This window comes from Streptomyces sp. 8K308 (assembly GCF_004348315.1).
Lineage (GTDB): Bacteria > Actinomycetota > Actinomycetes > Streptomycetales > Streptomycetaceae > Streptomyces.
The window spans coordinates 23,359-48,206 of the sequence record NZ_SMKC01000004.1 but is presented as its reverse complement, the minus strand read 5'-3'; the positions used below and the strand labels follow the sequence as shown (position 1 = coordinate 48,206).

Sequence of the window (24,848 nt, the reverse complement as noted above, 5' to 3'; positions counted from 1 at the left end):
GTCCAACCGGCGTACCGACCACGGAGTGGAGGAGGAGCCGGATGAGCCAGCTGCTGAGAGTCCAGAACTTCAACGTCTCGAGCGACGGGATCGGCGCCGGCGAGCACCAGAGCCTGGAGCGTCCGTTCGGCCGGGTAGACCGCCCCGAGCGCCTGTTCTCCTGGGGCGGGGCCACGGCGAGTTGGCCCACCCGCACGGACCCCGGGGGGAGCCGCGGTCTCGACGACTACTTCACGCGGGACTTCGCCAACAACATCGGCGCCGAGATCATGGGCCGCAACAAGTTCGGACCGCAGCGCGGCCCCTGGCAGGACCACGAGTGGCGGGGATGGTGGGGTGACGAGCCGCCGTTCCACACGCCGGTGTTCGTCATGACCCACCACCCGCGTCCCTCGTTCACGCTCTCCGACACCACGTTCCACTTCGTCTTTGGCGACCCGGCCGCGGTCCTCGACCGGGCCCGGGAGGCGGCGCGCGGCAAGGACGTCCGGCTCGGCGGCGGGGTCAGCACCATCCGGGAGTTCCTCGACGCCGACCTCGTCGACGCCATGCACGTGGCGGTCTCGCCGGTGAAGCTCGGGTCAGGGCTGCGCCTCTGGGAGTCACCGGACGAGCTGCTCGACCGGTTCCACCTCGACGTCGTGCCCAGCCCGAGCGGCGTGACGCACCACCTGTTCTGGCGCAGGTGACGCGGTGCGCGCTCAGGCCGCCGCCGTGCTCCGTTCCTCCGGTGCGCAGGCGGCGGCCACCTCGTCGAGCGAGAGGCCGAGCGCGCCGGCCAGGGCCGCGATCGTGAAGAAGGCCGGGGTCGGCGCCCGCCCCGTCTCGATCTTGCGCAGCGTCTCAGCGGAGATCCCGGCCGCCGCCGCGACCTCGGACATGCTGCGTTCGCCGCGCGCCTCACGCAGCAGGGCGCCGAGGAAGCGACCCCGCGCGCGCTCCTCGGGGGTGAGTGGAGTGCGTACCATGCCCGTGATACTAATACCGGTATAAGAATTGGCGCGGGAGGAGCATCGGCATGGTGGAGATCAAGACGGACGCGGCGCTGGAGACGATGCGCGAGTCGGGGCGGGTGACGGCCCGCGCGCTGGCCGCCGTGCGGGAGGCGGCGCGCCCCGGCGTGTCGCTGCGGGATCTCGACGAGATCGCACACGCGGTCATCCGCGACGCCGGGGCCAAGCCGGCCTTCCTCGACTACCACCCAGGCTTCGCGCCGACGCCCTACCCGGGCGTCATCTGCGCCTCCGTCAACGACGCGATCGTGCACGGCATCCCCACCGACTACCGGCTGCGCGACGGCGACCTGCTGAGCGTGGACTGCGGTGCGTACCTGGACGGTTGGGCGAGCGACTCGGCCATCAGCTTCACCATCGGGGAGGCCGACGCGGAGGACCAGCGGCTGCTCGACACCACCCGGGAGGCCCTGAACGCCGGCATCGCGGCGGCCGTCGTCGGCGCCAGGATCGGCGACATCGCCCACGCCATCGGCCGGGTCGCCAGGACCGCCGGCTACGGCATCCCCGACGGCTTCGGCGGCCACGGCATCGGCCGCCGGATGCACGAGGCGCCCGACGTCCCCAACGAGGGCCGGCCGGGCCGGGGTTACCCGCTGAAGCACGGCCTGGTGCTGGCCATCGAGCCGATGCTGCTGGCCGGCGGCCGGGACGACTACCACCCGGCGGCCGACGGCTGGACCCTCCGCACCAACGACGGCAGCCGGGCGGCCCACTTCGAGCACACGGTGGCCATCACGAACGAGGGACCGCGGATCCTGACGCTGCCCTGAATCGAGTATACGGGGCGTATACTCTCTCCATGCCCGACGTCATGATCCGCGTCCCTGACCACGTCCGCGACCGGCTGGCGGTACTCGCCGAAGCTCGCGGCACATCGATCCGCTCGCTCGTCCAGGAGTTCGCCGAGTCGACGCTCACCCCCCAGGAACGCGAGGACCGCGCCGAGAAGGCACGCGCCTACATCGCGGAGCACTTCGGCGTCCACCTCACCGCCGAAGACGACGAACGCATGCGGCGCAAGATCCAGGACGCCTTCGCAGGCGGCTCCGAGGTCACCGCGTGATCCAACACCATCTGGTCATCGATCAACCGACCCTGCTGGCGCTCGGCTCGGGCAACCGCAACGCCTCGGCCCTGATCCATCGCGCCTACCGCGATCCGAGCACCAAGCTGTGGGTCCCGGTGCTGTGCGTGCTGGAGGCGGACCGTGAGCGTCACGGCGTCGCGGCCCACGTCGGGGCGCTGGAAGTGCTGAACGCCGTCGATCTGACGTTCTCCGACATACTGGCCGTCTCCCAACTCTGCGCGTCCCCCGGCCTCACCCCGGGCATCGCCCATGCGGTCCAGGTCGCCGCGCCCTCCTTCGAACACCCGGAGGGCGCCATCGTCGCCACGCTCGCCCCTGACGCTTACCAGGGCACTGGCACACGGGTGATGGATCTGAACAAGTAGCGCTCGTTCCGGTCGAGGGCGTCCCGTCCTGTCACGCTACGGGACGCCCCTTCAGGCGTGACACGTGTCGAGGTCAAACCGTCTCCGTCTGTGAGGAACCTGAGAGCAGGGCTCGTGCTCGGGCACTCACATGGTGCGGTAGGCGTCGGTGATCCTCTGGACGGTGGTGTTTCCGGCGCGGTCGGCGACCTCGGCGCGGAAGGAGACGCTGCCGCCAGCGGCGGGGTTGGTCACGGTGATCTGTCCGTCCCTCACCAGCACCTCCCGCCAGCTCTCGCCACCGTCGTAGGAGACCTCGATCGCCAGCGACCCCAGGTTGTCCCCGGCGGCCGAGCCATGGACGGTCACTGGCACCCGCATGCGCCGCCCCGCAGGCGCCGTGCTGTCCAGAGTCAGGCACGGCGTGAATCGGACGATGGAGAACGGCAGTTGCTCGGGCTCTTCACTCGCCACGAGCGCCGAGTCGAAGGCGAACGTGGCGGAGACCTCGGTGCTCACCGGCCAGTCGCCGGTGACCGTGGTGGCCAGCTCGTAACGCGCCTCCTCCGGCGGCACTTCGAACTCGGACCAGCTCAGCGGCGCCTCCTCGGTGGCGATGACCACGCCGTCGCGGGAGAGGGTGGTCGTGCCCTCGGCGAAGGGGTTCAGGTTCCTGTTCCCGGCGCCGTCCGCGAGGAGGTCACCCAGACTGGCGGTCAACACGTTGCCGGTGCGGGAGAACTCGTCCGCCGGGCCGATGCCCGGGCCGAACACGCCGGAGTTGATGGTGAACCGGTGCGTCGCCCCCGGCTCGTATATCTGAGGGCGCGCGAACAGCTGGTACCCCTCCCCCTGGTCGTCCTCGCCGCGGACCACCCGGAGGCTGTGCTGCCATGGGACGCCGCCCGTGACATACACGGTCGCGTTCCGCGGGAGCTCGCGCGGCTCGCCGGTCAGATCGAAGGACATCGATGTTTCGACGCTCAGCGTGCCCAACAGGCCCGGGGCCGGGGTACCGTGGCCGATCCTCAGCTCGGAGACCTCGGCTCGCTCGACCTGATCGGTCAGGCCGGTGAAGAACGAGCCGGTGCGCCGGTGCGCCGCCCGGTACTCCGTGTCCGCGCCGTCCGACCAGGCCGCGCCGATCTCCGACGTCAACTGCCGGCCGGTCAGCTCCGGGCCCTGCCCCAGGGTCCGCAGGGCCGTCACTTCAGGGCGGGTGGTGAACCACCCCAGGTTGAAGTCGCCGTCTTCGCTGAGAATCGCCGCCTGGAGCATCGTCGCCTCGGCGTCCGGGTCGAAGACCCCCATGTCCAGGTCCGCCGCCTCCCGGACGTCGAAGGTCACCGTGGTGTCCTCGCGCAGCGCGAGCAGCGACTGGGTGAAGACGGTAACATCGCTCGGCTTCTCGCCGGATCCGCCGTGGTCGGCCACCACGAGGTAGTCGCCCGGCGGTACCCGAACCGCGCCGTCGGCGGTCTCGCCGGCGAGCGGATGGGTCTCGCCGGTTTCGAGGTTGAGAGCCACGGCCCACCAGTCAGTGAGGGGGGCACCGTCCGCGTCCAGTGCCTCGCCCCGGATCTCGTACAGCTCGGGCTCGCGGTCCACGGCACCGGCCGTGCGCACGGTCTGCCCGGCACCCGTTGCGGTGACGAACGCGCTGTAGGCGCCGTGGAGTTCGCCGCCGAGCGAGGTGTCGGCGGCGACGGCCACGGTGGCGGTGCCGCCGGCAGGTACCTGGACCCGCGTCGTATCGAGGGTGAACATGCTCCCGGGGGCCGGGGCACCGTCCGGCCCGATTCCGGCGACGGCGAGGTCGAGGGTGACGTCCGTGTCGCCGAGGTTGGCGTAGGTCAGCTCCTCGGTGACGGGCCCGTCGTCCTCGTGTGGCCAGGCCGCCGTGCCGAAGTCGAGCGCGCCGGATTCCGCCACGACGGTCTGCTCGATGGCCCGGGCCACGTCCAGCCGACCGCTGCCCTGCTGGAACGCCCCATACCCGTCGAGGGGTTGAGCGGCCGAGACGAGCGCGGCCCGCAGTCGCGCACCGGTCCAGTCGGGATGACGCTGGGCCAGCAGCGCCGCCGCGCCCGCCACGTGCGGCGCGGCCATCGAGGTGCCCGAGAGCGCGACATAGCCGTCGCCGACGGGCACGCCCTCCTCAGCCAGGACACTGCCAGGGGCCGCTGCCGCGCCGATGTCCACGCCCGGGGCGGTGAGATCGGGCTTGAGGGCCCCGCCGCCGGCGCGCGGACCGGTCGAGGAGGAGTCGGCCAGGGCGTCGGAGTCGTCCACCGCCCCGACGGTGAGGGCGGCGTCCGCACTGCCGGGGCTGCTCACGGTGCCGGCCTGCGGGCCGTCGTTGCCCGCGGCCACCACGAACAGCACGCCAGACTCCGCGGAGAGCCGGTTGACGGCCTCTTCCAGGGGATCGAGGCCCTCGGTGTCCGCGCCGCCCAGGCTCATGTTGACGATGTCGGCGCCCTGTCCGACCGCCCACTCCATGCCCGCGATGATCCCGGAGTCAAGTCCCGAGCCGCTGTCGTCCAGCACCTTGCCGTTGAGCAGCGTGGCCCCGGGCGCCACACCCGTGTGGGTGCCGCCGGAGTGCGCGCCGGTGCCGGCCGCGATCGACGCCACATGGGTGCCGTGGCCGTAGCGGTCCTCAGGTCCTGGCGCCTCCGAGAAGTTCGCCTCGGCGGCCACCTTGGCGCCGGCGAGGTCTGGGTGGGTGGCGTCGATGCCCGTGTCGAGGACGGCGATGGTCACGCCCGCGCCGTCGAGGCCCGTCGCCCATGCCTCGGGCGCGCCCACTTGGGGCACGCTCGTGTCCAGAGCAGCCCGCCGGAGGCTGTCCAGCGCGAGGGAGGCCACCCCCGAGGCGAGGGTGCGCGGTCCGGTCAGCGCCTGCCACGCGGCGGCGGCGTTCTCCGGGGCGAAGGTCACGGCCTCGCCGTTCACGCTGGGCAGTTCGGCCCGAACCTCGGGGCCGCCGGCCGCGAACAGCCGGGCGGGGCGCTCGCCGTCGTAGCGCACGATGGCTGGCACGCCCTCGCCGGCGAGCCGGCGGTACTCGGGCCGGCTCAGCTCCCTGACATCGAACAGCCGCTCGTCCACGGTGCCCTGGCGGATCAGGGCCAGGGCGTCGGCCGGCACGACGAACAAGCCGCCGTTCTCCTCGCGCACCGACACGGGTATGTCCGCCCGTCCCTCGGCCGGGACCAGTCGCGCGAGGTCACCGTCCGCGTCGAGCAGCACGCGGTCTCCGGTGACCAGGGTGACCCACGAGGCAGTGTGGTCCGCGGCCGGCGATGCCCCGGACCCGGCCGCCTCCGCGCCCCCCGCGGACGCGAGGGCCGCGGCCAAGGCCACGGCCAGCACGGCCCCGGCGGCCTTGCGTTTTCTCTGACGCACTCGATCTCCTTCGAAGTGGGATGGGCATGACGCTCATGCGCCGGCGATGTGTGACACTCCGGCTCAGAGCGCCTGAATCCACACCTCCCGGTCGTCCTCCAGGTAGTGCGCCAGCTCCATGCAGTCCTCGCTCACGGCCTCGTTGGGCGAATCGACGATGTGGACCGTCCAGCCCTCCAGCTGGTTCTCCGCCAGGAGCCGGGAGAGCAGGCCCTCGATCTCGGCACGCGGCAGGCACTCGCCCGAGGGGAGCCGACTCTCCAGGTCCAGCCGGAACTGTCCGAAGTCCAGCTGTTCCGGCGTCGGCCCGGCCCACGGGTCGCTCTCGTGGTCGACGCACACCTCCGGGCCACTGCCCGGCCACACATGAACGGAGTCGCCGCTCCCGTTCCAGCCCACGCAGGCGGTGAGTTCAGCGGGGACCGGCTCGTCCAGCATCCCCTCCCACGCCTCGGCGCACTGTTCGAGCGGGTCGTCGGTCACCGGGTTGAAACCGACGACGGCGTCGCCCCTGCCGTGGGCGGCCATGCAGCTGACGGTGGTCGAGTCGAAGGAGTGTCCCTCACCGTCTCCGACGATCCAGGTCGTTCCGGCAGCGGTCGCCCCGCCGATGGCCAGCGCGGCCACCACGGGAATGACGAACCTTCGCCGGAAACGGGCCCGGGGACGGAAGGGCGGCGGGTCGGGCAGGGTCCGGTGAGCGACCGGGTCCGCGCTACGAAACATCTGCTCCAGCTCCTCGTCAGACATCGGCATGGGTGTTCGCCTCGTTCCTCTGGGTGTCCAGGGCGGCACGCAGCCGCTCCCGGGCGCGGGACAGTCGGGTGGTCACGGCCGCGGCCGAGACGCCAAGGATCACGGCGATGTCGCGGTGGGGCAGGTCGTCCCAGTACGCGAGCCGCAGGACTTCCTGGTCGACGGCCGACAGGGCGGTCAACGCGAGCCCGACGCCGTGCTGGTCGTCGACGGCCGGGGGCGGGGGATGCTCCGCCACGCGGAGCATCAGCCGCGCCCAGCGCCGCTGACTCCGAGCCTGGTTCGCGAGAACGTTGCGGGCGATGCCGAACAACCACAACGCCGCCTCGTGATCGTCTTCGGGCAGGTGCCGACGTTTCCGCCACGCCACCGTGTACACCTCGGACACCACGTCCTGCGCGGCCGTCTCGCTGAGCCGACGGAGGACGTAGGCGAACACCCGGCGGTAGGTCGCCCGGTAGAGCCGGTCGAACTCATCGGCCCGAGTTTCCAATTCCATGCCCAGTAATGTCCGGCAGAGCGCGAAACCTTACAGCCTTGCCCAGTCAACCGAGCGCGTGTCGGAGGGCACGTCGAGTCGGGACTGTGCGACGGGCGCCTGACGAGCCGGCGTTCGGGCGCCGAGCCCAGGCGGCGGCCGGCCGGTCCACTCCGAGCACACGGTGGCCACCACGAACGAAGGACCGTAGATCCTGACACTGCCCTGAGCCCTCCAGTTCGCCGGCGCTCCCCCGCACCGCGCGATGACCGCTCGGGACACCGATCGGGCCGTCAGGCGTGCCGGTGGTACGCCTTGTTGACGATGCGCCAGCGGCCGTCGACGTGGACCAGCAGGAAGACGTCGGTGAAGGTGTCCGCGCCGTGGCGGAGGGTCATGGTCGCGGTCGCGACGGTGCCGTGGACGTCGACGGCGTCGACGCGGCGGGAGCGGGCCGGTTCGTCCGGGGCCGGCCGGCCGTCGAAGAGGGCGCAGTAGTCTTCCAGCGGCCATGAGACGAACGCGCCGTCCCTGACCCCCTCGACGTGGGCGGTGGGCAGGAAGGCCGCGCGGAAGTGGGTGGGGTCGCCGGTGGCGTGGCCGCGGATGTAGGCGCGCAGGGGTTCGAGCACGGCGTCGTCCACGGCGGGGACCGTGGCGGCGACGGCGATGTCGGCCTCCGGGTCCGCGCCGGTGTCGGCGAGCTCGGCCGCGCCGCGCAGGGGGCTTTCTGACGCGGCGGCCAGCAGCGCCATGTCCTTGGCGAGCGCGCCGATCGTGAACTCGGCCGTGGTCGGCTCACCGAGGAGGAACGTCCACTTGCGCGCGACGAGCCCGCCGAGCGGGCCGAGTTCGAGGACGTCGAGCACCTGTTCACGCGCCAGGCCGAGCGCGTCCGCCTGCCGCAGCGCCTCGCGGAGCGCGAGGACGGCCCCGGCGAGACCACTGTTGGCGACCAGCTTGAGCGCGGCGGCGGTGGCGGCGTCGTCGATCCGGTGCACGGTGCCGAGCGCTTCCAGGACCGGCCGGGCCAGGTCGAACGCGCTTTGGTCGGCGGCGGCGAGGATCCGCAGGGCGCCGGCCGCGACGGCCGGCACGGAGCCGAGCACCGGCGCGTGGACGTAGCTCTTGCCGAGCCGCCTGGCCAGCTCCGCCGCCTCATCGGGGGCGATGGTGCCGGTGTTCAGCACGATCGCGTCCGGACGCAGGGAACCGTGGACCCGGTCGACGACCTGCCGGCAGGCCGGGCCGTCGAACAGCGCAAGCAGGACGATGTCGGCCTTGGCCACGGCGTCGTTCGGGTCGCCGGTCGTCCGGACGGCGCCCGCCGCGCCGCGTCCGGAGCGGGTCCAACCGACGACCTCCGAGGCGCGGTCGTGGTCGGCGAGTCGGGTGGCGATCGCGGTGCCCATGCGGCCCAGGCCGAGGACGGCGATCGTGTGCGGTTCGGTCATGCGTCCCAGCCTGCGGACCGCGCCAGGCCTGCGACAAGCGCGGATCTCGCAGGTCAGCCATGCGTGCCACGCATACCCACCGCGTACGATGGCCCGCATGGAACTGACCGCGTGGCGGACGTTCGTGGTGGTGTGCCGGCTCGGCTCGCTGTCGGCGGCCGCCGCCGAGCTCGGTTACACCCAGTCCGCCGTCTCCCGGCAGGTCGCCGGTCTCGAGCGCCAGCTCGGGGTGGCGCTGGTGGAACGGCAGGTGCGCGGCGTGCGCCCGACGGCCGCCGGGGAGGTGTTCCGTCGCCACGCCCTGGTCGCGCTCAACGAGGCCGACCGCGCCGTGCGCGCCGTGCGGGAGGTTCGCGACGGGGCGCCGAGTCGGCCGCTGACCGTCGGCGCGACGCCGTCGCTGGCCGCCGGCCTTGTGCCCGCGGCGATCCGCCGCCTGCTTGACGTGGCAGGACCGCTGCCGTGGAGCCTGTCGCCCGGACTCAGCGCGCGGCTGCACGACCGGGTGATCGCCGGCGATCTCGACGTCGCCGTCGTCACCGACGCGCCGCCCGGGCTGCCAGACGACCCGCGCGTCGAGCGCCGGTTCCTGGGGATGGACGAGATGGTCGTCGTGCTGCCCCTCGGCCACCCACAGGCGGGGCACGGCCCGGTGGACATCCGGGCGCTGGCCGACCAGACGTGGGTCGAGGACAACGACGGCTCCGCGGCGCTGCTGCGCCAGCACGCCGCCCGCGCCGGCGTCACCGCCCGCATCGACCTCGCCGCGGCCGATCTGCCGGGCAAGACGGCCCTGGTCGCGACCGGTCACGCCATCGCCCTGGTCCCCGGGGCGTTGACGGGCGCGCTGCGGGCCGACGTCACCACGGTTCCCCTCGTCGATCCCCCGACCCGCGGCATCCACGCGATCACCCCGCGGCGTGCCCCCCACCCGTCCGCCACGGCGCTGCTCGACCAGCTCGCGACGGCCTTCGCCCGCCGCTGACCAGCCGCCAGGCCCGCCCTCGTCGCCGCTGTCCTTGTCCCGCGCCGCAGCTCACGCCGACTCCCGCCCCCGCCTCAACCGCCAGGCGCCCTCCAGCAGTTGGACGCCGCCGACCACCATCAGGACCACGCCGAGCGGGTGCGCGTCGAACCAGCCGAGCTCCAGGTCGCCGCCGAAGAGCCGGAGCAGGCCGCCGCCCACGACCAGCGCCCCACCCTCGGCCAGCCGTACCTTGCCAGGAGCCATCGTCCCGCGTCCCCTCTCGAACGTCCGCCACGAACGCTCCCGACGCTAGGCCCTGGCCACCCGCCCCCACCTCGACCGACGGGAGGATCGTCCGCGCCCGGCATACATCGGATGACCTACCCCACACGACGAGATCACAGCTCGGCGACACCGCCACCGTAAGTTCACCCGCCAGGCGATACTTGCCGTATGCCGACCTCCGCCGTCCCCTCCCGAGCCGAACTGATCGACCACCTCATACAGACCAGGATCGCGGGCGAGGTCGCCACCCCCCGGGAGAACAACCTGGCGCACTACCGGGAGCTGGCCAACGGCAACCGCTACTTCTGGCTCGGCCTCGAACTCGGTGACCGCTGGACCGACGAGCAGGACGTGCTCGCGGTGATGGCCGAGCGGTGCGGCGTCGACGAGGACCCGGAGCACCGGCAGGGCCAGGACACCATCGACCCCGAGCTGACCGTCGACGCCCTTGACCGGGCCGCGACACTGCTGCGCAAGGCGGTCGCCGACCGGCAGCGGGTGCTGGTGGCCACCGGCCACCCCGGCGGGCTGCTCGACGTGCACGCCCGCACCGCCGCCGCCCTCCTGGCCGCCGGCTGCGAGCTGGTGCGGGTGCCGCTCGGCCTCACCGCAGACGAGGGCCGCATCGCCCAGTTCGCCGGCGTCGCCGTCTACGAGCGCGGCGCCTCGCTCTGGCACACCCACTCACCGCGCCCGATGGCCGAGATCCTGGACGCCCTCCCGCAGGAGGGCGAGGCCCTGCCCAACCTGGTGATCGCCGACCACGGCTGGGCCGGCTGCGCCGCCGAGCGCGGCATCGACACCATCGGCTACGCCGACAGCAACGACCCGGCGCTCTTCCTCGGCGAGGCGGAGGGCACGCTCACGGTGTGCGTGCCGCTCGACGACTACGTCACCAGCCCGCGCTTCTACGAGCCGCTCACCGCCTACCTGTTGGACGCGGCCGGCCTCTCCCCCGCGTAGCGCGTGCCCTTGACGCCTGCTTTACCAAACCCTGGTCACCCTTGTGCCGTTGGTGGTTCATTCACAGGGAGGGATCAGGGTTGGTCGTCTCCATGACCGTGTGGGTGCTCACGGTCGTCGGGCTGTGTGTGCTCATCGCGGCCGACTTCTTCATAGGTGGCCGCAAGCCGCACGAGGTCTCGGTCAGGGAAGCGGGTGTCTGGACGATCGTCTGGGTCGTGCTCGCCGTGCTCTTCGGCCTCGGCCTGCTGGTCTGGGGGGGACGGAGGGGCGTCCGGCGAGTTCTTCGCGGGCTACATCACCGAGAAGTCGCTCAGCGTCGACAACCTCTTCGTGTTCGTGCTGATCATGGCGAAGTTCGCGGTTCCGTCGATCTACCAGCAGCGCGTGCTGATGATCGGCGTGCTGATCGCGCTGGTGATGCGCGCCGTCTTCATCGCCGCCGGCGCCGCCGCGATCGACAGGTTCGCCTGGGTCTTCTTCGTCTTCGGCGCCTTCCTCGTCTGGACCGCCTGGAAGTTCATCCAGGAGGCCCGGGCCGACGAGACGGACGAGGACTGGGAGGAGGGGCGCCTGTTGAAGGCCATTCAGCGGCGCGTGCCCTCCACGGACAGGTGGCACGGCACGAGGCTGGTCATCCACGAGAACGGCAGGCGGCTGGTCACCCCCATGCTGATCGTCATGCTGGCGATCGGCCTCACGGACATCCTCTTCGCGGTGGACTCGATCCCGGCGATCTTCGGCCTGACCCAGGACCCGTACATCGTCTTCACGGCGAACGCCTTCGCCTTGATGGGACTGCGCCAGCTGTACTTTCTCATCGTCGGGCTGCTGAAGAAGCTGGTCCACCTGTCCTACGGCCTGTCGGTCATCCTCGCGTTCATCGGCGTGAAGCTGGTCCTGCACGGCATCCACGAGACGACGAGCCTGCACGTGCCGGAGGTCTCCACCCCCGTCTCGCTGGGCGTCATCTGCGGCGTGCTCCTCGTCACGACGATCACCAGCCTGGCGGCGATGCGGAAGGCCGCGGAGCAGGCCGACGGCGCCGCGCCCGATCCGGCCGAAAGGGCGGACGCCCGGGGCTGAGGCCTCGCCCGCCGACCGGCGTCCGCCGCGCCGGTCGGCGTGGTGGCACAGTGGAAGGTCCGCGACCGATCCCTGGAGACAGACCGATTCCATGCGTTTGCTGCTGATACGCCACGGCCAGACCCCGTCCAACCTCAAGCACCTCCTGGACACGGCCGTGCCCGGGCCGGCGCTGACCCCCCTGGGGCAGCAGCAGGCGGCGGCCCTGCCCGAGGCGCTCGCCGCGGAGGAGATCGGCGCGCTCTACGCGTCCACCCTGATCCGCACGCAGCTCACCGCGGCCCCGCTGGCCGCCGCGACGGGCCTGGAGGTCCTGGTGCGGGACGGCATCCGGGAGCTGTCCGCCGGCGATCTGGAGATGCGGGGCGACGACCCGGCCGTCGAGACGTACCTGACCACGGTCTTCGCCTGGTCGGCGGGCGAGACGGAGCTCCGGATGCCGGGCGGGGAGCGCGGGGCGGAGGCGCTTGGGCGCTTCGACGCCGTCGTCGCGGAGGCCGCGGCCTCCGGGGCCGGGACGGTGGCCATGGTGAGCCACGGCGCCGCCATCCGCATGTGGGTGGCCGCGCGGGCGGCGAACGTCGACGTCGCCTTCGCCTCCACTCACGAGCTGCGGAACACCGGGATCGTGGTCCTCTCCGGCTCGCCCGACGAGGGCTGGCTGACCCTCACGTGGGAGGGCCGGGCCGTCGGCGCCGAGGACAGCGGCCCGGTCGACAGCGGGCCCGCGGGGGCCAGCGTCGAGGACGTCTGACAGCCGGTCGCCACGCTCAGCGGCCAGGACGGTCGTTGCCTGGGTGCGACGCACCCAGGCGGCCGGAGCCGGCCCGCGCCTACGCTGAGCTCGTGAGCGACAACGCACTCGGCGACTTCCTGCGCGCCCGGCGCGCCCGCCTCGGCCCCGAGGATCTCGGCCTGGCCAGCTACGGCCGGCGCCGCGTGCCGGGGCTGCGGCGCGAGGAGGTGGCGGTGCTGGCCGGCGTCAACGGCGACTACTACGCCCGCCTCGAACAGGGACGCGAGCGGCACCCCTCCCCGCAGGTGCTGAACGCCCTGGGCGACGCCCTCCGGCTGGACGGCGAGTCCAGGGACCACCTCTTCCGGCTGGCCGGCGCCGCCCGGGACGCCCGCGGCTCGGCCGCCGTCCGGCGGGTCTCGCCCGAGCTGCGGGCGCTGCTCGACGGCTACGCGCACACCCCGGCCCTCGTCCTCGACGCGGCGCTCGACGTCCTGGCCGCCAACGCGCTGGCCGCCGCGCTGTTCTCGCCCTTCAGGCGGCTGGACAACCTGGCGCTGATGGCCTTCCTCGACCCGGTGGCCCGCTCGTTCTACCGCCACTGGCCCGAGGTGGCGGAGACGACCGTCGCCAGCCTCCGCCACGGGACGGGCCCCGACCCCGAGCACTCACGGCTGCGCGAGGTCGTGGACGCGTTGCTCGCGGCCGGCGACGAGTTCGCCACGCTGTGGCACGCGCACGCCGTGCGTCTCAAGGGCCAGGGCCCCAAGGAGCTCGACCACCCCGAGGTGGGCGCCCTGTCCCTCACCTACCAGACCTTCGACGTGCGCGCCGCCCCCGGCCAGCAGCTCGTCGTCTACCACGCGGCCCCGCACACGCCGAGCGCCCAGGCCCTTTCCCTCCTCGGCAGCCTCCACGCGCCGCCGTTCACCTGCTGATCCCGGGTCGGTGCCGCCGAACGCGACGGTTCCTCAGTTGTCCGGGCCGTTGAGGATCCAGGACAGGTTGAACCGTCGCCAGAGGAGGGCGCGGTAGGAGTTCCCGCCGTTGCCGTCGTTGAAGAAGTCGGTCTCGATCAGGGCGCCGATCCGGTTGTCCGCGGTCTTGGTCATGCTGGTGTAGCCGCCCTCCCTGCCGACCCCGGAGACGCGGGCGTCGTTCAGACGGCGGCTGTAGGCGTAGGTGCGCGCGTCCGCGTCGTAGCTGATGCGCACCCGGAGTGTCCGGTCGCGGCTGCTGGTCGAGGCGCAGTTCAGGAAGATGGTGCGGGCCGGCGTGCCGAGGTTGTAGGAGAGGACCGAGCCCTGGCAGCCGGGGTCGGGCAGCCCGGTGTCCGCGGCGAACGAGCCGAACCGGCTCAGGGTGCCGCGGGCGACCATGCGGTGGTCGCCCCTCAGGGGGCGGTCGTTGCGGTAGAGGTTGCCGTCCGGGGTCTGCGCGATGGTGCCCTCGTTGTACTGCTGGGACAGCGACTGGTAGGACCAGGTCCGGTTGCCGGCGGAGCCGCGGCCGATGATGTTCCGGCCCTGCGCCGGTATGACCAGCTCTCCGGAGCGCATGCGGATGCCGTTGCCGGGGCCGACCGCGTCCCAGGCCCAGCCGCTCGGGGTGAGTTGCGAGGTCACCCGCCGGGGCGTCGACCAGGTGTTGCCGTCGTCGGTGCTCCTGGTCAGATAGAGGTGGCGGCGGCCCGCCTCGGTCGAGTCGACCTTCCTGGTGCGGGAGCCGTCCGGCAGGAGGTCGCCGCCCTTGAAGCTGCGGTCGCTCGCGTTCCAGGACATGAACAGGTAGATGGTCGTGCCGTCCACGACCGGCGTGGGGTTGCCCCAGGTGCCGGTGCCGGTGCCGGTGCCGGCGATCTCCCGCAGGGGCCCCCAGTCACCGGGGTTCGCCCCGTGGCTGGTGGTGGTCCTGGTGCGCTTGTAGACGAGGTTGATGTCGCCGTGGTCACGGTTGTCGTGCCGGCGCCCTTCCGCGAACGCCAGGATCCGGCCGGTGCTCGTGGTGACCACGGCGGGGATCCGGAACGAGTGGAAGCCGACTCCGGAGGAGAGCCGGTCGGGTGACGACATGTTGGCGCTGCGGAAGAGGGGGAACGCGCGGTGGTACGGCGCGGCGTTCCTGGCGGGGTCGTCCACCGCCGCCGCCGCGGTCGTCGGCCGGCCCAGGGTGACGACCGCGCCGGCCAGTGCGGCGCCGAGACCGGCGACGATCGCGGTTCTGCGGTTCAAGGCTGTCGAGCTCACTGTGACTCCCCCGTCATGGCATATGCCTGATCGTTGTCTCGCGGCAAACGTAGGTGCCGAGACACAGGGGGTCCACATGGTGATTCTCACTGCGACACGGGCGGGGGCTCGTCCTTGACGCCGCGTCAGGCCAGAGGGGCCGCCTCGTGCGTGAGCCGTACCCCGGCCGGCATGCCGATCGCCTGAACGCCGGCCAGGCGGGACTCACCCGCCGCGCCCGCCGTTCGGGCGGGAGGGGTCCCGGCCGAGCGAGCCGCGCCGAGCCGGTCCACGGGTCGCCCACTGCCGCCGATCACGATCATCCGGGACTGACTCGCCCGGGCAGGGCCTAGGCCCGCCCGGCCCGGGGGACGCGCATGAGGCCCTCCTGCATCACCGTGACGGCCAGCCGTCCGTCGCGGGTGAAGATCCGGCCGTGGGCCAGGCCCCGGCCGCCCTGGGACGACGGGGAGTCGGTGTCGTAGAGGAGCCACTCGTCGGCCCGGAACGGCCGGTGGAACCACATGGCGTGGTCCAGGCTGGCGCCGACGATGTCACCCACCGTCCAACCGCCCCTACCGTGTGCGAGCAACACCGAGTCGAGGAGCGTCATGTCGGAGACGTAGGTGCCGAGGCACAGGTGCGAGACGGGCGTGTCCCGGTCGCCGTCCAGCTTGCCGTTGACCCGGAACCACACCTGCGAGCGTGGCTCCCGCGGCCGCCCGGCGGTGGCGAACGGCGGCTCGTCGACATACCGCAGGTCGATGGCGCGCCTGGCCTCGAGCAGCAGGTCGACCACGGCGGGGTCGAGGAACCGGTGGGCGTGGCGCGGCAGCAGCTCGTCGGCGGTGGGCAGCGTCTCGGGGTCGGGGGCCTCCGGCATCGGCTCCTGGTGGTCCAGGCCCTCCTCCGCCTCCTGGAAGGAGGCCGAGAGGTGGAAGATCGGCTGGCCGTGCTGGACGGCGACCACCCGGCGGGTGGTGAAAGAACGGCCGTCCCTGATCCGGTCGACCGTGTAGACGATGGGCGCCCCCGGGTCGCCTGGGCGCAGGAAGTAGGAGTGCAGCGAGTGCGGCAGCCGCTCCTCCGGCGCGGTCCCGCAGGCGGCGACCAGGGCCTGCGCGGCGACCTGGCCGCCGAAGACCCTGGGGACCACCCAGTCGTGGCTGGCGCCCCGGAATATGTCCTGCTCGATGGGCTCCAGATCGAGCAGACCCAGAAGGTACTGGAGAGTAGCATCCATGGACCGATTCTCCCGCGTGGCCCGGAACGCGCAGCACGAAGGCCCGGATCCGAGGAATCCGGGCCTTCGTCTTCAGTAGCGGGGACAGGATTTGAACCTGCGACCTCTGGGTTATGAGCCCAGCGAGCTACCGAGCTGCTCCACCCCGCGTCGTGTTCTCCACCTTAGTCGGCGGCCGACGCATCCCGCAAATCGCCGGCCCCACACTCGGGGCAACGGCCGTAGTACGTGACGGTCACGTCCGAGACGGTGAAGCCAAAGCGCTCGTCCTCGGGCAGGGCCCGCATCGGGTCGCCGGCGAGCCGCACGTCCCGCATCGCGCCGCAGCCCGAGCAGACGAGGTGCTGGTGCGGCTGGTGGGCGTTGGGGTCGTACCGCTTGGCGCGCCCGTCCGTGGTGACCTCGATCACCTCGCCGAGCGCTACCAGCTCGCCGAGGGTGTTGTAGACGGAGGCGCGGGAGATCTCCGGGAGGCGCTCGACGGCCCTGGCGTGCACCTCGTCGGCCGTGAAGTGCACGTGCTCGCCGTCCAGCACCTCGGCGATGACCCGGCGCTGCGCGGTGAGCCGCCATCCGCGCTCGCGGAGTCGTTGCAGGAGATCACTCATGCCTTCCACCCTAGCTGGGCACCCGGCACCTCGGACATGGTTCGGTTTCGGGCACAATCTTGACTTGGACAAAGTCCAATATAGGATCGGTTCTGTCAACGGCCAAGGGGGCCGCGCGGCAGATCGACAACCCGGCAGTACTCCACAAGCATCCGAAGGGCGTGCCAGGCAGATGACCGACCAGATCGCATCCGGACCGCTGACCACTGAGGCCGGTGCCCCGGTGGCGGACAACCAGAACAGCCAGTCCGCCGGTGTCGGCGGCCCTGGCCTCATCCAGGACCAACTCCTGATCGAGAAGCTCGCGCACTTCAACCGCGAGCGGATCCCGGAGCGCGTCGTGCACGCCCGCGGCGCCGGCGCCTACGGCACCTTCACGGTGACGGCCGACGTGACGCCGTACACCAGGGCCGGGTTCCTCTCCGAGGTCGGCAAGCAGACCGAGGTCTTCCTGCGCCTCTCCACCGTCGCCGGCAGCCTGGGCTCGGCCGACGCCGTGCGCGACCCGCGCGGCTTCGCGCTGAAGTTCTACACCGAGGAGGGCAACTACGACCTCGTCGGCAACAACACCCCGGTGTTCTTCATCAGGGACGCCATCAAGTTCCCCGACTTCATCCACACGCAGAAGCGTGACCCGTACACGGGCTCCCAGGAGGCGGACAACGTCTGGGACTTCTGGGGTCTGAGCCCCGAGTCCACCCACCAGGTGACCTGGCTGTTCGGCGACCGCGGCATCCCCGCCAGCTACCGCCACATGGACGGGTTCGGCTCCCACACCTTCCAGTGGAGCAACGAGGCGGGCGAGGTCTTCTGGGTCAAGTACCACTTCAAGACCGACCAGGGCATCAGGAACCTGACGGCCGAGGAGGCCGCCGCGCTCGCCGGCCGGGACCCGGACAGCCACCAGCGCGACCTGCGCGTCGCCATCGAGAACGGCGACTTCCCCAGCTGGACCGTCCAGGTGCAGATCATGCCGGCCGCGGACGCCGCCACCTACCGGTTCAACCCGTTCGACCTGACCAAGGTCTGGCCGCACGCCGACTACCCGCCGATCGAGATCGGCAGGCTGGAGCTCAACCGCAACCCGGAGAACGTCTTCGCCGAGGTCGAGCAGTCGATCTTCTCCCCGCACCACTTCGTGCCGGGCATCGGCCCCTCGCCCGACAAGATGCTCCAGGGCCGGCTCTTCGCGTACGGCGACGCGCACCGCTACCGGGTCGGCATCAACGCCGACCACCTGCCGGTCAACCGCCCGCACGCCACCGAGGCCCGCAGTCACGGCCGGGACGGCTTCGCCTACGACGGCCGGCACGGCGGCGCCAAGAACTACGAGCCCAACAGCTTCGGCGGCCCGGCCCAGACCGGCCGCCCGCTGTGGGAGCCGGTGCCCGTCACCGGCGCCACCGGCGACCACCCGACCCCCGTCCACGCCGAGGACGACGACTTCGTACAGGCCGGCAACCTCTACCGGCTGATGTCGGAGGAGGAGCGGGAGCGGCTGGTCGCCAACCTGGCGGGCTTCATCGCCCAGGTCTCCCGCGACGACATCGCCGAGCGGGCGATCGAGAACTTCCGCAAGGCGGACGAGGACTACGGCAAGCGGCTCCAGGCCGCGGTCCAGGCCCTCCGCGGCCGGTGACGGTGCCCTTGCCGTACCACGCCTGGGTCGGTCGGTGCGCGCGTGCGCGCACCGACCGACCCAGGCCGCGACGCGCCTACCGGCGGTTCGGCCACCACGTGCCTCCGGCGGTTCGGCCACGACGGCGGTCGCCCCGGTCGTACGGACCGACGGCCGCCCGTCGTGCCCGCGCGCGCGGTTCCGGCGGCCTCCTCGCGCGCCAGACCCCGAGCCTCCGCAGCAGTTCGCCGTGGCGCAGCCCGCGCACGCGAACCCGCGTCAGCGCCCCAGGCGACGCAGCAGCTCGTCGTGGAGCAGGCCGTTGGACGCCGCCGCGTTGCCGCTGTGCGGCCCCGCGCGCCCGTCGAGGCCGGTGAACCGGCCGCCTGCCTCGGTCACCACGATCGCCGGCGCCGCCATGTCCCACAGCGAGAGCTCGGGCTCGGCGCACATGTCGACGGCGCCCTCGGCCACCATCATGTAGGACCAGAAGTCGCCGAAGGCCCGGGTGCGCCAGCAGTCCCGGCCCAGCTGGAGGAAGGCGTCGAGCCGGCCGAGCTCCTCCCAGCCGCCGAGTGAGGAGTAGGAGAACGAGGCGTCGGCCAGCTCCGACACGGCCGACACCCGCAGCCGGGTCGCCGCCGCCAGGCTGCGCCCGGTGTACGCGCCGGCCCCCTCGGCCGCCCACCAGCGACGGCCGAGCGCCGGCGCCGACACCACGCCGACCACCGGCCGGTCCCCACCCTCGCCCCGCTCCAGCAGGGCGATCAGCGTGGCCCACACGGGGACGCCCCGCACGTAGTTCTTGGTGCCGTCGATCGGATCGACGATCCAGCGGCGCGGGCCCTGCCCCTCACTGCCGAACTCCTCGCCAAGCACCGCGTCTCGCGGCCTGGCCCGCTGGAGTGCCGACCTGATCAGCTCCTCGGCGGCCGTGTCGGCCTCGCTGACCGGCGTCATGTCCGGCTTGGTGTCGACCTTCAGGTCGAGCGCCTTGAACCGCTCCATCGTCGCGGCGTCGGCGGCGTCGGCCAGCACGTGGGCGAGACGCAGATCATCGTGGTAGTCGGCCATGCCCCCAGTATCCGGCACCGGCTCTCCGGCCGTCGCGAGGCACCTTGACAGCCCTTGACCTCGCGTCAATCCTGTGCCGCACCGGGGCGTCGGGGCCCCGGCAGGCGAGGAGGCGACGATGCCCACCGCGCGTGAGTCACTGCTCGAGGCGGCCGGCGCAGCCCTGGAGCGGCGCCCCTGGCGGCGCGTCCGGATGGTGGAGGTGGCCGCGGCGGCCGGCGTCTCGCGGCAGACCCTCTACAACGAGTTCGGGGACAAGGAGGGGCTCGGCGCCGCCCTCGCCGCCCACCGCACGACCCTGCTCATCGACGGCTTCGCCGCCCAACTCGCCCGACGCCGTTCGCTGGGCGGCGCCGCCGACTGGATCCTGGCCACCGCCCGCGCCGACCGCGTGGTGCGCGCCGCCCTCACCGGCTGCCACTGCGCTGGCGCGCCGCCGATCGGCGTACCGCCGGCGCGACTGATCAGCGAGTTACGGGACCGCGCCGCCCGCGCCCTGCCGCACACCTCCGCCATCGACTGCGAATCCGCCATCCGACTCGCCGTCTCCCACCTGATCGCGCCCTGACGGTGGGCGACTCGACGGCGCGGGCCCGACCAGACCGCCGAGCACGACGCGCCAGCTCAGTCCGCCCGCTCCCGGGAGGCGAGCAGCCGTCGCAGCGAGGCGAGCCTGGCCGGCTCCGCGTGGCCCTCGGCCACCCACGTGTCGAGCGCGCAGTCCGGCTCGTCGTGGGAGCAGGCGCGCGGGCAGTCGGCCGTGCCGGGCTCCAGGTCGGGGAAGGCGTGGATCACCCGGGACGGCTGCACGTGGTGCAGCCCGAACGAGCGCACCCCCGGCGTGTCGATGACCCAGCCCGGCGCGCCGGGCAGCGGCAGCGCGAGCGCCGAGACGGTGGTGTGCCGGCCGCGCCCGGTGACCACGTTGACCTCGCCCGTGGCCCGCCGCCGCCCCGGCACCAGCGTGTTGACCAGCGTCGTCTTGCCCACCCCGCTGTGCCCGACGAAGGCCGTGACCCGGTCGACGAGCAGCTCGCGCACCCGCGCCACGGCCGCCGGGTCGCCGCCGAACTCCTCGGCGGTGGTGACCACATGGCGGATGCCGAGCGGCGCGTATGTCTCCAACAGCGGCTCGGCCGGCGCCAGATCGGCCTTGGTCAGGATCAGCAGCGGGTCGAGCCCCGCGTCGTAGGCCGCCACCAGGCAGCGGTCGATCAGCCGGGGCCGCGGCTCGGGGTCGGCCAGCGCCGTGACGATCGCCAGCTGGTCGGCGTTGGCGACCACCACCCGCTCGAACGGGTCGTCGTCGTCCGCCGTCCGCCGCAGCGTCGAGCTGCGGTCCTCGATCCTGACGATCCTGGCCAGGGTGTCCTTGTCCCCTGACAGGTCGCCCACGACGGCCACCCGGTCGCCCACCACCACGCTCTTGCGGCCCAGCTCCCTGGCCTTCATCGCCGTGACCACACGGTCCTCGACGAGGCAGGTGAACCGGCCGCGGTCCACCGTGACCACGAAGCCCTCGGCGGCGTCCTCGTGCTTGGGACGCCGGTGCGTGCGCGGCCGGCTGCCCCGCCGGCTGGGGCGGACACGGACGTCGTCCTCGTCGGTGTGCTTGCCGTACCGGCGCATGGCGGGCCGCGGCCTCTCAGGCTCTCTCGCCCGGTGCCGCCAACATGCCGTGCCACAGGTCGGGGAAGTCCGGCATGGTCTTGCCCGTGGTGGCGACGTTCTCCACCTCCACGCCCTTGACCAGCAGGCCGAGCACCGCGCCGGCCGTGGCGAGCCGGTGGTCCTCGTAGGTGTGGAAGACGCCGCCGTGCAGCGGCCTGGGGCGGATCCGCAGCCCGTCGGCGGTCTCGGTGACGTCGCCGCCCAGCGAGTTGATCTCCTTGGTGAGCGCGGCGAGCCGGTCAGTCTCGTGCAGCCGCAGGTGCGCGACGCCGCGCAGCACCGACTCGCCCTCGGCCAGCGCCGCCACCGCCGCGATGCCCGGGGTCAGCTCGCCGACCTCGCTCAGGTCGGCGTCGATGCCCCGCACCCGGCCGGTGCCGGTGAGGGTCAGGCCACGGTCGTCGAGCACGCAGGAGCCGCCCATCTCCGTGAAGATGCGGCGCAGCGCGTCGCCCGGCTGCGTGGTGGCGCGCGGCCAGTCGGGGATGGTGACGCGGCCGCCGGTGACCAGGGCGGCGGCCAGGAACGGCTGGGCGTTGGACAGGTCGGGCTCGATCACCAGGTCGCCGCCGAGCAGCGCGCCTGGCCTGACCCGCCACACGTTGGGCTCGCCGCCCGAGTCGGGCGAGTCGACCTGGGCGCCGGCCTTCCGCAGCATGTCGACGGACATCCGGATGTGCGGCATGGACGGCAGCGTGGCGCCGACGTGCCGCACCTCCACGCCCTGGTTGAAGCGCGGCGCGGAGAGCAGCAGCGCGCTGATGAACTGCGAGGAGGACGACGCGTCCACCTCCACGTACCCGCCCTCGACCGAGCCGGCGCCGTGCAGGGTCAGCGGCAGCGCGCCACGCCCGCCGTCCTCGATCCGCACGCCGAGGGCGCGCAGGGCGGCGATGAGACCGTGCAGCGGGCGCTCGTGGGACCGCTTGTCGCCGTCGAACCTGACCGAGCCGTCAGCCAGGGAGGCGAGGGGCGGCAGGAAGCGCATCACCGTGCCGGCGTTGCCGACGTCGACGGTGGCGGGGGCCTGCGGCGCGGCCGGGATGATCCGCCAGGACTCGCCGCGGCCGAGCGGCAGCCCGGAGACCGGGGAGTCCGAGGAGACGGTCTCCTCGATGCCGATGCCGAGGGCGCGCAGCCCGTCCGCCATCAGCAGGGTGTCACGGGAACGCAGCGGGCGGCGCAGCCAGCCGGGGTCGGCCGCCAGGGCGGCGAGGATCAACGCCCGGTTGGTGACCGACTTGGATCCGGGGACGGTCACGGTGGCGTCGACGGCGCCATCGGCGAGCGGCGCGGGCCAGAGGGCGAGGCTTTCGCTGTGGTCGGTCATGCCCCTCACTTTAGTGCGCGAGGCCCGCTGTCAGAGGTCGAGGAGCCAGCGTCCGCCGCCGGTGAGCGAGGTGAGGGACACGGCGTGGAAGAGGATCAGCCACATCAGCGGGGGGACGCTGGTGAGCCGGGCGAGCTGGTCGGCGTCGGAGTCCCGGGCGGCGCCGCGCCGGCGCTTGGCCTGGAGCTCGAACACCGGGCGTACGCCCCCAAGGAGCAGGAACCACACCACGACATAGGCGAAGGCGGCCTGCACGTCGGGCTCGGTGAGCCAGGAGACCAGCAGGAAGGCGGCCGAGGTGAGGACCACGGTGAGCGCGCCGTAGGCGTTGCGGACCATGACGAGCAGCGCGAGCAGCAGGGCGGTCGCGCCCCAGAGCAGCAGGGTGATGCGGCCCGCGGAGAGCAGCGCGGCGCCGGCGAGGCCGAGCAGCGAGGGGGCGGTGTAGCCGGCGGCCGCGGTGAGGATCATGCCGATGCCGGTGGGCTTGCCGCGCGAGACGGTCAGGCCCGAGGTGTCGGAGTGCAGGCGTATGCCCTCCAGCTTGCGGCCGGTCAGCAGGGCCACCAGGCCGTGGCCGCCCTCGTGGGCGATGGTGATGGTGTTGCGGGCCACCCGCCACACGCCGTACGGCGCGACCGCCGCGAGGGCGACGACGGCCGCGCCGACTATCAGCCAGAGCTCGGGCTCGGGCTGGGTGCCGGTCACGCGGTCCCACAGTTCGTTGATGTCAGCGATGTCCATGATCCCCCGCGGGTCGGGCTGCTCGGCCGGCCTCCGATCCTATGGGGGTGCGGAGGGCGCTCAGGGGGTGGACCGCTGGGCCGGCACCCGGGGCTGGTCAGGAGACGGGCTCTGGGACGGGACGACCATCGGGCTGTCGCCCGACGAGTCCTGCTCCTCATCGGCGACCGCCGGCTCCGTCTCGTCGACCACCTGCTCGTCCTCGCCCTGGTCGTCGGAACGGCCCAGGGTGCTCGGGACGCGACCGCTCGCCTGCCCCCGGTCCTCGTCCTGGTTCCGGCCAACGGCGCCGTCCAACGGGGTCGTCGGTGTCGCCGGTGTCGCCGGTGTCGCGTCGGTCGTGGGCGTCGCGGGCGTCGCCGCGGTCTCCGGCAGGGTCCCGTCCCGGCCCGCGACGCCGGCCCCGTCCGAGCCCCCGGCAGCCGCCTCGCCGCTCGCCTCGGAGGGGCCCGCCTCGGCGGAGGGGTCCGCGGCAGCCGTGTCGCAGTCCGGTGGGGGACACTCCCGGGCGTCCGACGGCGCGCTCTCCGGCGCCTGCCGCTGCGCCGGCAGCGCGGGGGTCGACGCGTTCCCCGACGGCTCGGGAAGGTGCAGGGCGTCCGCCGGCTCCCCGCCCGGCTCCGGCCCTCCTGGATCCACCACCGCCGTCGCGGCCGGCGGCCCCTGCTGGCCTGGCCCCGGCAGGGGCGCCGGCATCGGGACCACCGCCATCGCCCCGGTGGCCAGCGCGAACGACGCGGTGACCGCCGCCTTGCCGAACACCCCGCCAGCACCGACCGCACCCACGGCGCCGACCGCGCCGGCCGGGCTCAACTCGGCGGCGATGCCCACCGACCCGCCGGCGATCCTGGAGGTCGTGAAGAAGGCGATCAGCCCCGCGGGCACGAGGCCGCGCAGCGTCGCGTTGAGGTCCACCAGTTCCAAGTAGGCCGACCTGCACCGCGTGCAGCCGTCCAGGTGCCGGCGCAGTGCACGGAAGCCCCGGCGCCGCGAACTCCCCCGCGCGTAGGCGCCGAGCCGGCCCGCGTACTCCCGGCACTCCTCCTGCCTGGTCAACGACGAGGACACGTGGGCCTGGAGGTAGGCGGTGCGCAGCCCCTCCCGGGCGCGGAACGCCAGCACGGCCGTCGCGTTGGGGGTCAGCCCGAGCAGCGGCGCGACCCGGCTGACCGGCTCGTTCTCCACCGTGGTGTGCCACAGCACGGCCCGCCAGCGCTCGGGCAGACTGCGGAAGGCGCGGGCGGCCATCGACCGGTCGGCCCTGGAGAGCGCGAGCGCGTCGGACGGCGCGCCGACGGACCGGCCGGCCGGCGCCAACTGTTCCGTTTCCGCCACCGGTTGCTCCATGCGGCCCTCCGCACCCCACTGCGCGGCCACCCGCCGCAGCGTGGTCAGCAGGTACCCCCGCACCGACGCGTCGGGCCCGGCGCCGGCGCGCACCAGGCGCAGCGTCCGCGCGAACACCTCGGCCGTCAGGTCCTCGACCAGGTGCGAGTCCCGGCAGCACAGTCGGGCGTAGCGCCTGACTCCCCCGACGTGCCGCTGGTAGAGCTCGCCGAAGGCCGCCTCGTCCCCCCGCCTGACCCGCGCCAACAGCGCCTCGTCCGAAAGCGGCTTCTCCGTCGGATCGGTCATCAGGCCCCCCGCTGACATATGTGCGATCGGATTCCCCGGTGGCGCATGCCAACACCCAAGATCGTGGGCTCCGTTTGGTCAAGGCATCGTGCCGAGCCGTCCTACCCGCCGCCTTCA

At 72.9% G+C, this 24,848-nt stretch carries 24 protein-coding genes, 1 tRNA gene and 1 pseudogene; 11 read left to right on the top strand and 15 right to left on the bottom strand.

Annotated elements, in window-relative coordinates; translation table 11 throughout:
• Positions 1-41 precede the first annotated feature (41 nt).
• Entirely contained in the window at positions 42-689 is a 648-nt protein-coding gene (locus tag E1265_RS01430; protein WP_132928343.1) for a dihydrofolate reductase family protein, read from the top strand.
• Positions 690-701: 12 nt separating this feature from the next.
• On the opposite strand, the gene E1265_RS01425 is transcribed toward E1265_RS01430, so the two are convergent.
• A complete protein-coding gene (locus E1265_RS01425; RefSeq protein WP_132928342.1) occupies positions 702-968 on the bottom strand; it encodes a helix-turn-helix transcriptional regulator in 267 nt (88 codons plus the stop codon).
• Between the two features lie 50 nt (positions 969-1,018).
• Here E1265_RS01425 and map point away from each other — a divergent pair, with 50 nt between their 5' ends.
• Genes map through E1265_RS01410 form a run of 3 tightly spaced genes read left to right on the top strand, consistent with a single transcriptional unit; the run spans position 1,019 to position 2,468 of the window.
• Positions 1,019-1,786 (top strand): type I methionyl aminopeptidase, encoded by a 768-nt coding sequence (map, locus tag E1265_RS01420; RefSeq protein WP_132928341.1) that lies wholly within the window; start codon positions 1,019-1,021, stop codon positions 1,784-1,786.
• 29 nt (positions 1,787-1,815) lie between these two features.
• A complete protein-coding gene (locus tag E1265_RS01415) occupies positions 1,816-2,079 on the top strand; it encodes a hypothetical protein (protein ID WP_132928340.1) in 264 nt (87 codons plus the stop codon).
• The gene (locus tag E1265_RS01410; RefSeq protein ID WP_132928339.1) at positions 2,076-2,468 is read left to right on the top strand and encodes a hypothetical protein; all 393 of its coding nucleotides are present in this window, start codon (positions 2,076-2,078) and stop codon (positions 2,466-2,468) included. The genes E1265_RS01415 and E1265_RS01410 overlap by 4 nt, the downstream gene beginning before the upstream one ends.
• 126 nt (positions 2,469-2,594) lie before the next feature.
• On the opposite strand, the gene E1265_RS01405 is transcribed toward E1265_RS01410, so the two are convergent.
• From E1265_RS01405 to E1265_RS01390, 4 genes are all read right to left on the bottom strand, one after another.
• Positions 2,595-5,858 (bottom strand): S8 family serine peptidase, encoded by a 3,264-nt coding sequence (locus E1265_RS01405; protein ID WP_132928338.1) that lies wholly within the window; start codon positions 5,856-5,858, stop codon positions 2,595-2,597.
• 63 nt (positions 5,859-5,921) lie between these two features.
• Positions 5,922-6,614, bottom strand: a complete 693-nt coding sequence (locus E1265_RS01400; RefSeq protein ID WP_132928337.1) for a hypothetical protein — start codon at positions 6,612-6,614, stop codon at positions 5,922-5,924.
• Positions 6,601-7,113, bottom strand: coding sequence for a sigma-70 family RNA polymerase sigma factor (locus E1265_RS01395; RefSeq protein ID WP_132928336.1), 513 nt, complete (start codon positions 7,111-7,113; stop codon positions 6,601-6,603). Before E1265_RS01395 ends, E1265_RS01400 begins: the two co-directional genes overlap by 14 nt.
• A gap of 272 nt (positions 7,114-7,385) precedes the next feature.
• On the bottom strand, positions 7,386-8,555 hold the full coding sequence (locus tag E1265_RS01390; RefSeq protein ID WP_279571383.1) for a nuclear transport factor 2 family protein: 1,170 nt from the start codon (positions 8,553-8,555) through the stop codon (positions 7,386-7,388).
• Positions 8,556-8,643: 88 nt separating this feature from the next.
• On the opposite strand from E1265_RS01390, the gene E1265_RS01385 reads away from it, so the two are divergent.
• Positions 8,644-9,531, top strand: a complete 888-nt coding sequence (locus E1265_RS01385; RefSeq protein ID WP_132928334.1) for a LysR family transcriptional regulator — start codon at positions 8,644-8,646, stop codon at positions 9,529-9,531.
• Positions 9,532-9,582: 51 nt separating this feature from the next.
• On the opposite strand, the gene E1265_RS01380 is transcribed toward E1265_RS01385, so the two are convergent.
• Complete coding sequence (locus E1265_RS01380) at positions 9,583-9,777, bottom strand: DUF5708 family protein (protein ID WP_132928333.1); 195 nt, start codon at positions 9,775-9,777, stop codon at positions 9,583-9,585.
• Positions 9,778-9,966: 189 nt separating this feature from the next.
• On the opposite strand from E1265_RS01380, the gene E1265_RS01375 reads away from it, so the two are divergent.
• The 4 genes and pseudogenes from E1265_RS01375 (at position 9,967) to E1265_RS01360 (ending at position 13,521) form a co-directional block, all read left to right on the top strand.
• Positions 9,967-10,761, top strand: a complete 795-nt coding sequence (locus E1265_RS01375) for a phosphatase (protein ID WP_132928332.1) — start codon at positions 9,967-9,969, stop codon at positions 10,759-10,761.
• Between the two features lie 80 nt (positions 10,762-10,841).
• Positions 10,842-11,847: pseudogene (locus E1265_RS01370) on the top strand (TerC family protein).
• 91 nt (positions 11,848-11,938) lie between these two features.
• Positions 11,939-12,601 carry a histidine phosphatase family protein gene (locus E1265_RS01365; protein WP_132928331.1) on the top strand — a complete coding sequence of 221 codons (663 nt, stop codon included), beginning with the start codon at positions 11,939-11,941 and terminating at the stop codon, positions 12,599-12,601.
• Between the two features lie 92 nt (positions 12,602-12,693).
• Positions 12,694-13,521 carry a helix-turn-helix transcriptional regulator gene (locus E1265_RS01360; protein ID WP_132928330.1) on the top strand — a complete coding sequence of 276 codons (828 nt, stop codon included), beginning with the start codon at positions 12,694-12,696 and terminating at the stop codon, positions 13,519-13,521.
• A 33-nt stretch (positions 13,522-13,554) separates the two neighbouring features.
• Here the strand turns inward: E1265_RS01360 and E1265_RS01355 are convergent, their stop codons facing one another.
• From E1265_RS01355 to E1265_RS01340, 4 genes are all read right to left on the bottom strand, one after another.
• Complete coding sequence (locus tag E1265_RS01355) at positions 13,555-14,814, bottom strand: exo-alpha-sialidase (RefSeq protein WP_132928329.1); 1,260 nt, start codon at positions 14,812-14,814, stop codon at positions 13,555-13,557.
• A gap of 343 nt (positions 14,815-15,157) precedes the next feature.
• The gene (locus E1265_RS01350) at positions 15,158-16,051 is read right to left on the bottom strand and encodes an acyl-CoA thioesterase II (RefSeq protein WP_132928328.1); all 894 of its coding nucleotides are present in this window, start codon (positions 16,049-16,051) and stop codon (positions 15,158-15,160) included.
• Between the two features lie 76 nt (positions 16,052-16,127).
• Positions 16,128-16,201: transfer RNA gene (locus E1265_RS01345), tRNA-Met, on the bottom strand.
• Between the two features lie 14 nt (positions 16,202-16,215).
• Entirely contained in the window at positions 16,216-16,659 is a 444-nt protein-coding gene (locus E1265_RS01340; protein WP_132928327.1) for a Fur family transcriptional regulator, read from the bottom strand.
• 184 nt (positions 16,660-16,843) lie between these two features.
• On the opposite strand from E1265_RS01340, the gene E1265_RS01335 reads away from it, so the two are divergent.
• Entirely contained in the window at positions 16,844-18,298 is a 1,455-nt protein-coding gene (locus E1265_RS01335; RefSeq protein WP_132928368.1) for a catalase, read from the top strand.
• Between the two features lie 258 nt (positions 18,299-18,556).
• On the opposite strand, the gene hisN is transcribed toward E1265_RS01335, so the two are convergent.
• Positions 18,557-19,351 (bottom strand): histidinol-phosphatase, encoded by a 795-nt coding sequence (hisN, locus tag E1265_RS01330; protein WP_132928326.1) that lies wholly within the window; start codon positions 19,349-19,351, stop codon positions 18,557-18,559.
• Between the two features lie 118 nt (positions 19,352-19,469).
• On the opposite strand from hisN, the gene E1265_RS01325 reads away from it, so the two are divergent.
• Positions 19,470-19,919, top strand: coding sequence for a helix-turn-helix domain-containing protein (locus E1265_RS01325; RefSeq protein WP_132928325.1), 450 nt, complete (start codon positions 19,470-19,472; stop codon positions 19,917-19,919).
• Positions 19,920-19,975: 56 nt separating this feature from the next.
• Here E1265_RS01325 and rsgA read toward each other — a convergent pair whose 3' ends face one another.
• The 4 genes from rsgA to E1265_RS38495 are packed head-to-tail and all read right to left on the bottom strand — an operon-like array spanning position 19,976 to position 24,731.
• On the bottom strand, positions 19,976-20,980 hold the full coding sequence (rsgA, locus tag E1265_RS01320; RefSeq protein WP_132928324.1) for a ribosome small subunit-dependent GTPase A: 1,005 nt from the start codon (positions 20,978-20,980) through the stop codon (positions 19,976-19,978).
• A 16-nt stretch (positions 20,981-20,996) separates the two neighbouring features.
• Positions 20,997-22,352: a 3-phosphoshikimate 1-carboxyvinyltransferase gene (gene aroA / locus E1265_RS01315; RefSeq protein ID WP_132928323.1), complete on the bottom strand. Its 1,356-nt coding sequence runs from the start codon at positions 22,350-22,352 to the stop codon at positions 20,997-20,999.
• 30 nt (positions 22,353-22,382) lie between these two features.
• Positions 22,383-23,096, bottom strand: coding sequence for a M50 family metallopeptidase (locus E1265_RS01310; protein ID WP_132928322.1), 714 nt, complete (start codon positions 23,094-23,096; stop codon positions 22,383-22,385).
• 60 nt (positions 23,097-23,156) lie between these two features.
• Positions 23,157-24,731, bottom strand: a complete 1,575-nt coding sequence (locus E1265_RS38495) for a sigma-70 family RNA polymerase sigma factor (protein WP_243740454.1) — start codon at positions 24,729-24,731, stop codon at positions 23,157-23,159.
• Between the last annotated feature and the right edge of the window lie 117 nt (positions 24,732-24,848).

Excerpts from the sequence above, each read along its gene's own strand:
- E1265_RS01325 (WP_132928325.1), top strand. The coding sequence starts at position 19,470 with ATGCCCACCGCGCGTGAGTCACTGCTCGAGGCGGCCGGCGCAGCCCTG.
- E1265_RS01400 (WP_132928337.1), bottom strand. The coding sequence starts at position 6,614 with ATGCCGATGTCTGACGAGGAGCTGGAGCAGATGTTTCGTAGCGCGGAC.
- E1265_RS01425 (WP_132928342.1), bottom strand. The coding sequence starts at position 968 with ATGGTACGCACTCCACTCACCCCCGAGGAGCGCGCGCGGGGTCGCTTC.
- E1265_RS01365 (WP_132928331.1), top strand. The coding sequence starts at position 11,939 with ATGCGTTTGCTGCTGATACGCCACGGCCAGACCCCGTCCAACCTCAAG.
- E1265_RS01380 (WP_132928333.1), bottom strand. The coding sequence starts at position 9,777 with ATGGCTCCTGGCAAGGTACGGCTGGCCGAGGGTGGGGCGCTGGTCGTG.
- E1265_RS01430 (WP_132928343.1), top strand. The coding sequence starts at position 42 with ATGAGCCAGCTGCTGAGAGTCCAGAACTTCAACGTCTCGAGCGACGGG.
- map (WP_132928341.1), top strand. The coding sequence starts at position 1,019 with ATGGTGGAGATCAAGACGGACGCGGCGCTGGAGACGATGCGCGAGTCG.
- E1265_RS01350 (WP_132928328.1), bottom strand. The coding sequence starts at position 16,051 with ATGGATGCTACTCTCCAGTACCTTCTGGGTCTGCTCGATCTGGAGCCC.
- E1265_RS01340 (WP_132928327.1), bottom strand. The coding sequence starts at position 16,659 with ATGAGTGATCTCCTGCAACGACTCCGCGAGCGCGGATGGCGGCTCACC.
- E1265_RS01395 (WP_132928336.1), bottom strand. The coding sequence starts at position 7,113 with ATGGAATTGGAAACTCGGGCCGATGAGTTCGACCGGCTCTACCGGGCG.
- E1265_RS01310 (WP_132928322.1), bottom strand. The coding sequence starts at position 23,096 with ATGGACATCGCTGACATCAACGAACTGTGGGACCGCGTGACCGGCACC.
- rsgA (WP_132928324.1), bottom strand. The coding sequence starts at position 20,980 with ATGCGCCGGTACGGCAAGCACACCGACGAGGACGACGTCCGTGTCCGC.
- E1265_RS01415 (WP_132928340.1), top strand. The coding sequence starts at position 1,816 with ATGCCCGACGTCATGATCCGCGTCCCTGACCACGTCCGCGACCGGCTG.
- aroA (WP_132928323.1), bottom strand. The coding sequence starts at position 22,352 with ATGACCGACCACAGCGAAAGCCTCGCCCTCTGGCCCGCGCCGCTCGCC.
- E1265_RS38495 (WP_243740454.1), bottom strand. The coding sequence starts at position 24,731 with ATGACCGATCCGACGGAGAAGCCGCTTTCGGACGAGGCGCTGTTGGCG.
- E1265_RS01375 (WP_132928332.1), top strand. The coding sequence starts at position 9,967 with ATGCCGACCTCCGCCGTCCCCTCCCGAGCCGAACTGATCGACCACCTC.
- E1265_RS01385 (WP_132928334.1), top strand. The coding sequence starts at position 8,644 with ATGGAACTGACCGCGTGGCGGACGTTCGTGGTGGTGTGCCGGCTCGGC.
- hisN (WP_132928326.1), bottom strand. The coding sequence starts at position 19,351 with ATGGCCGACTACCACGATGATCTGCGTCTCGCCCACGTGCTGGCCGAC.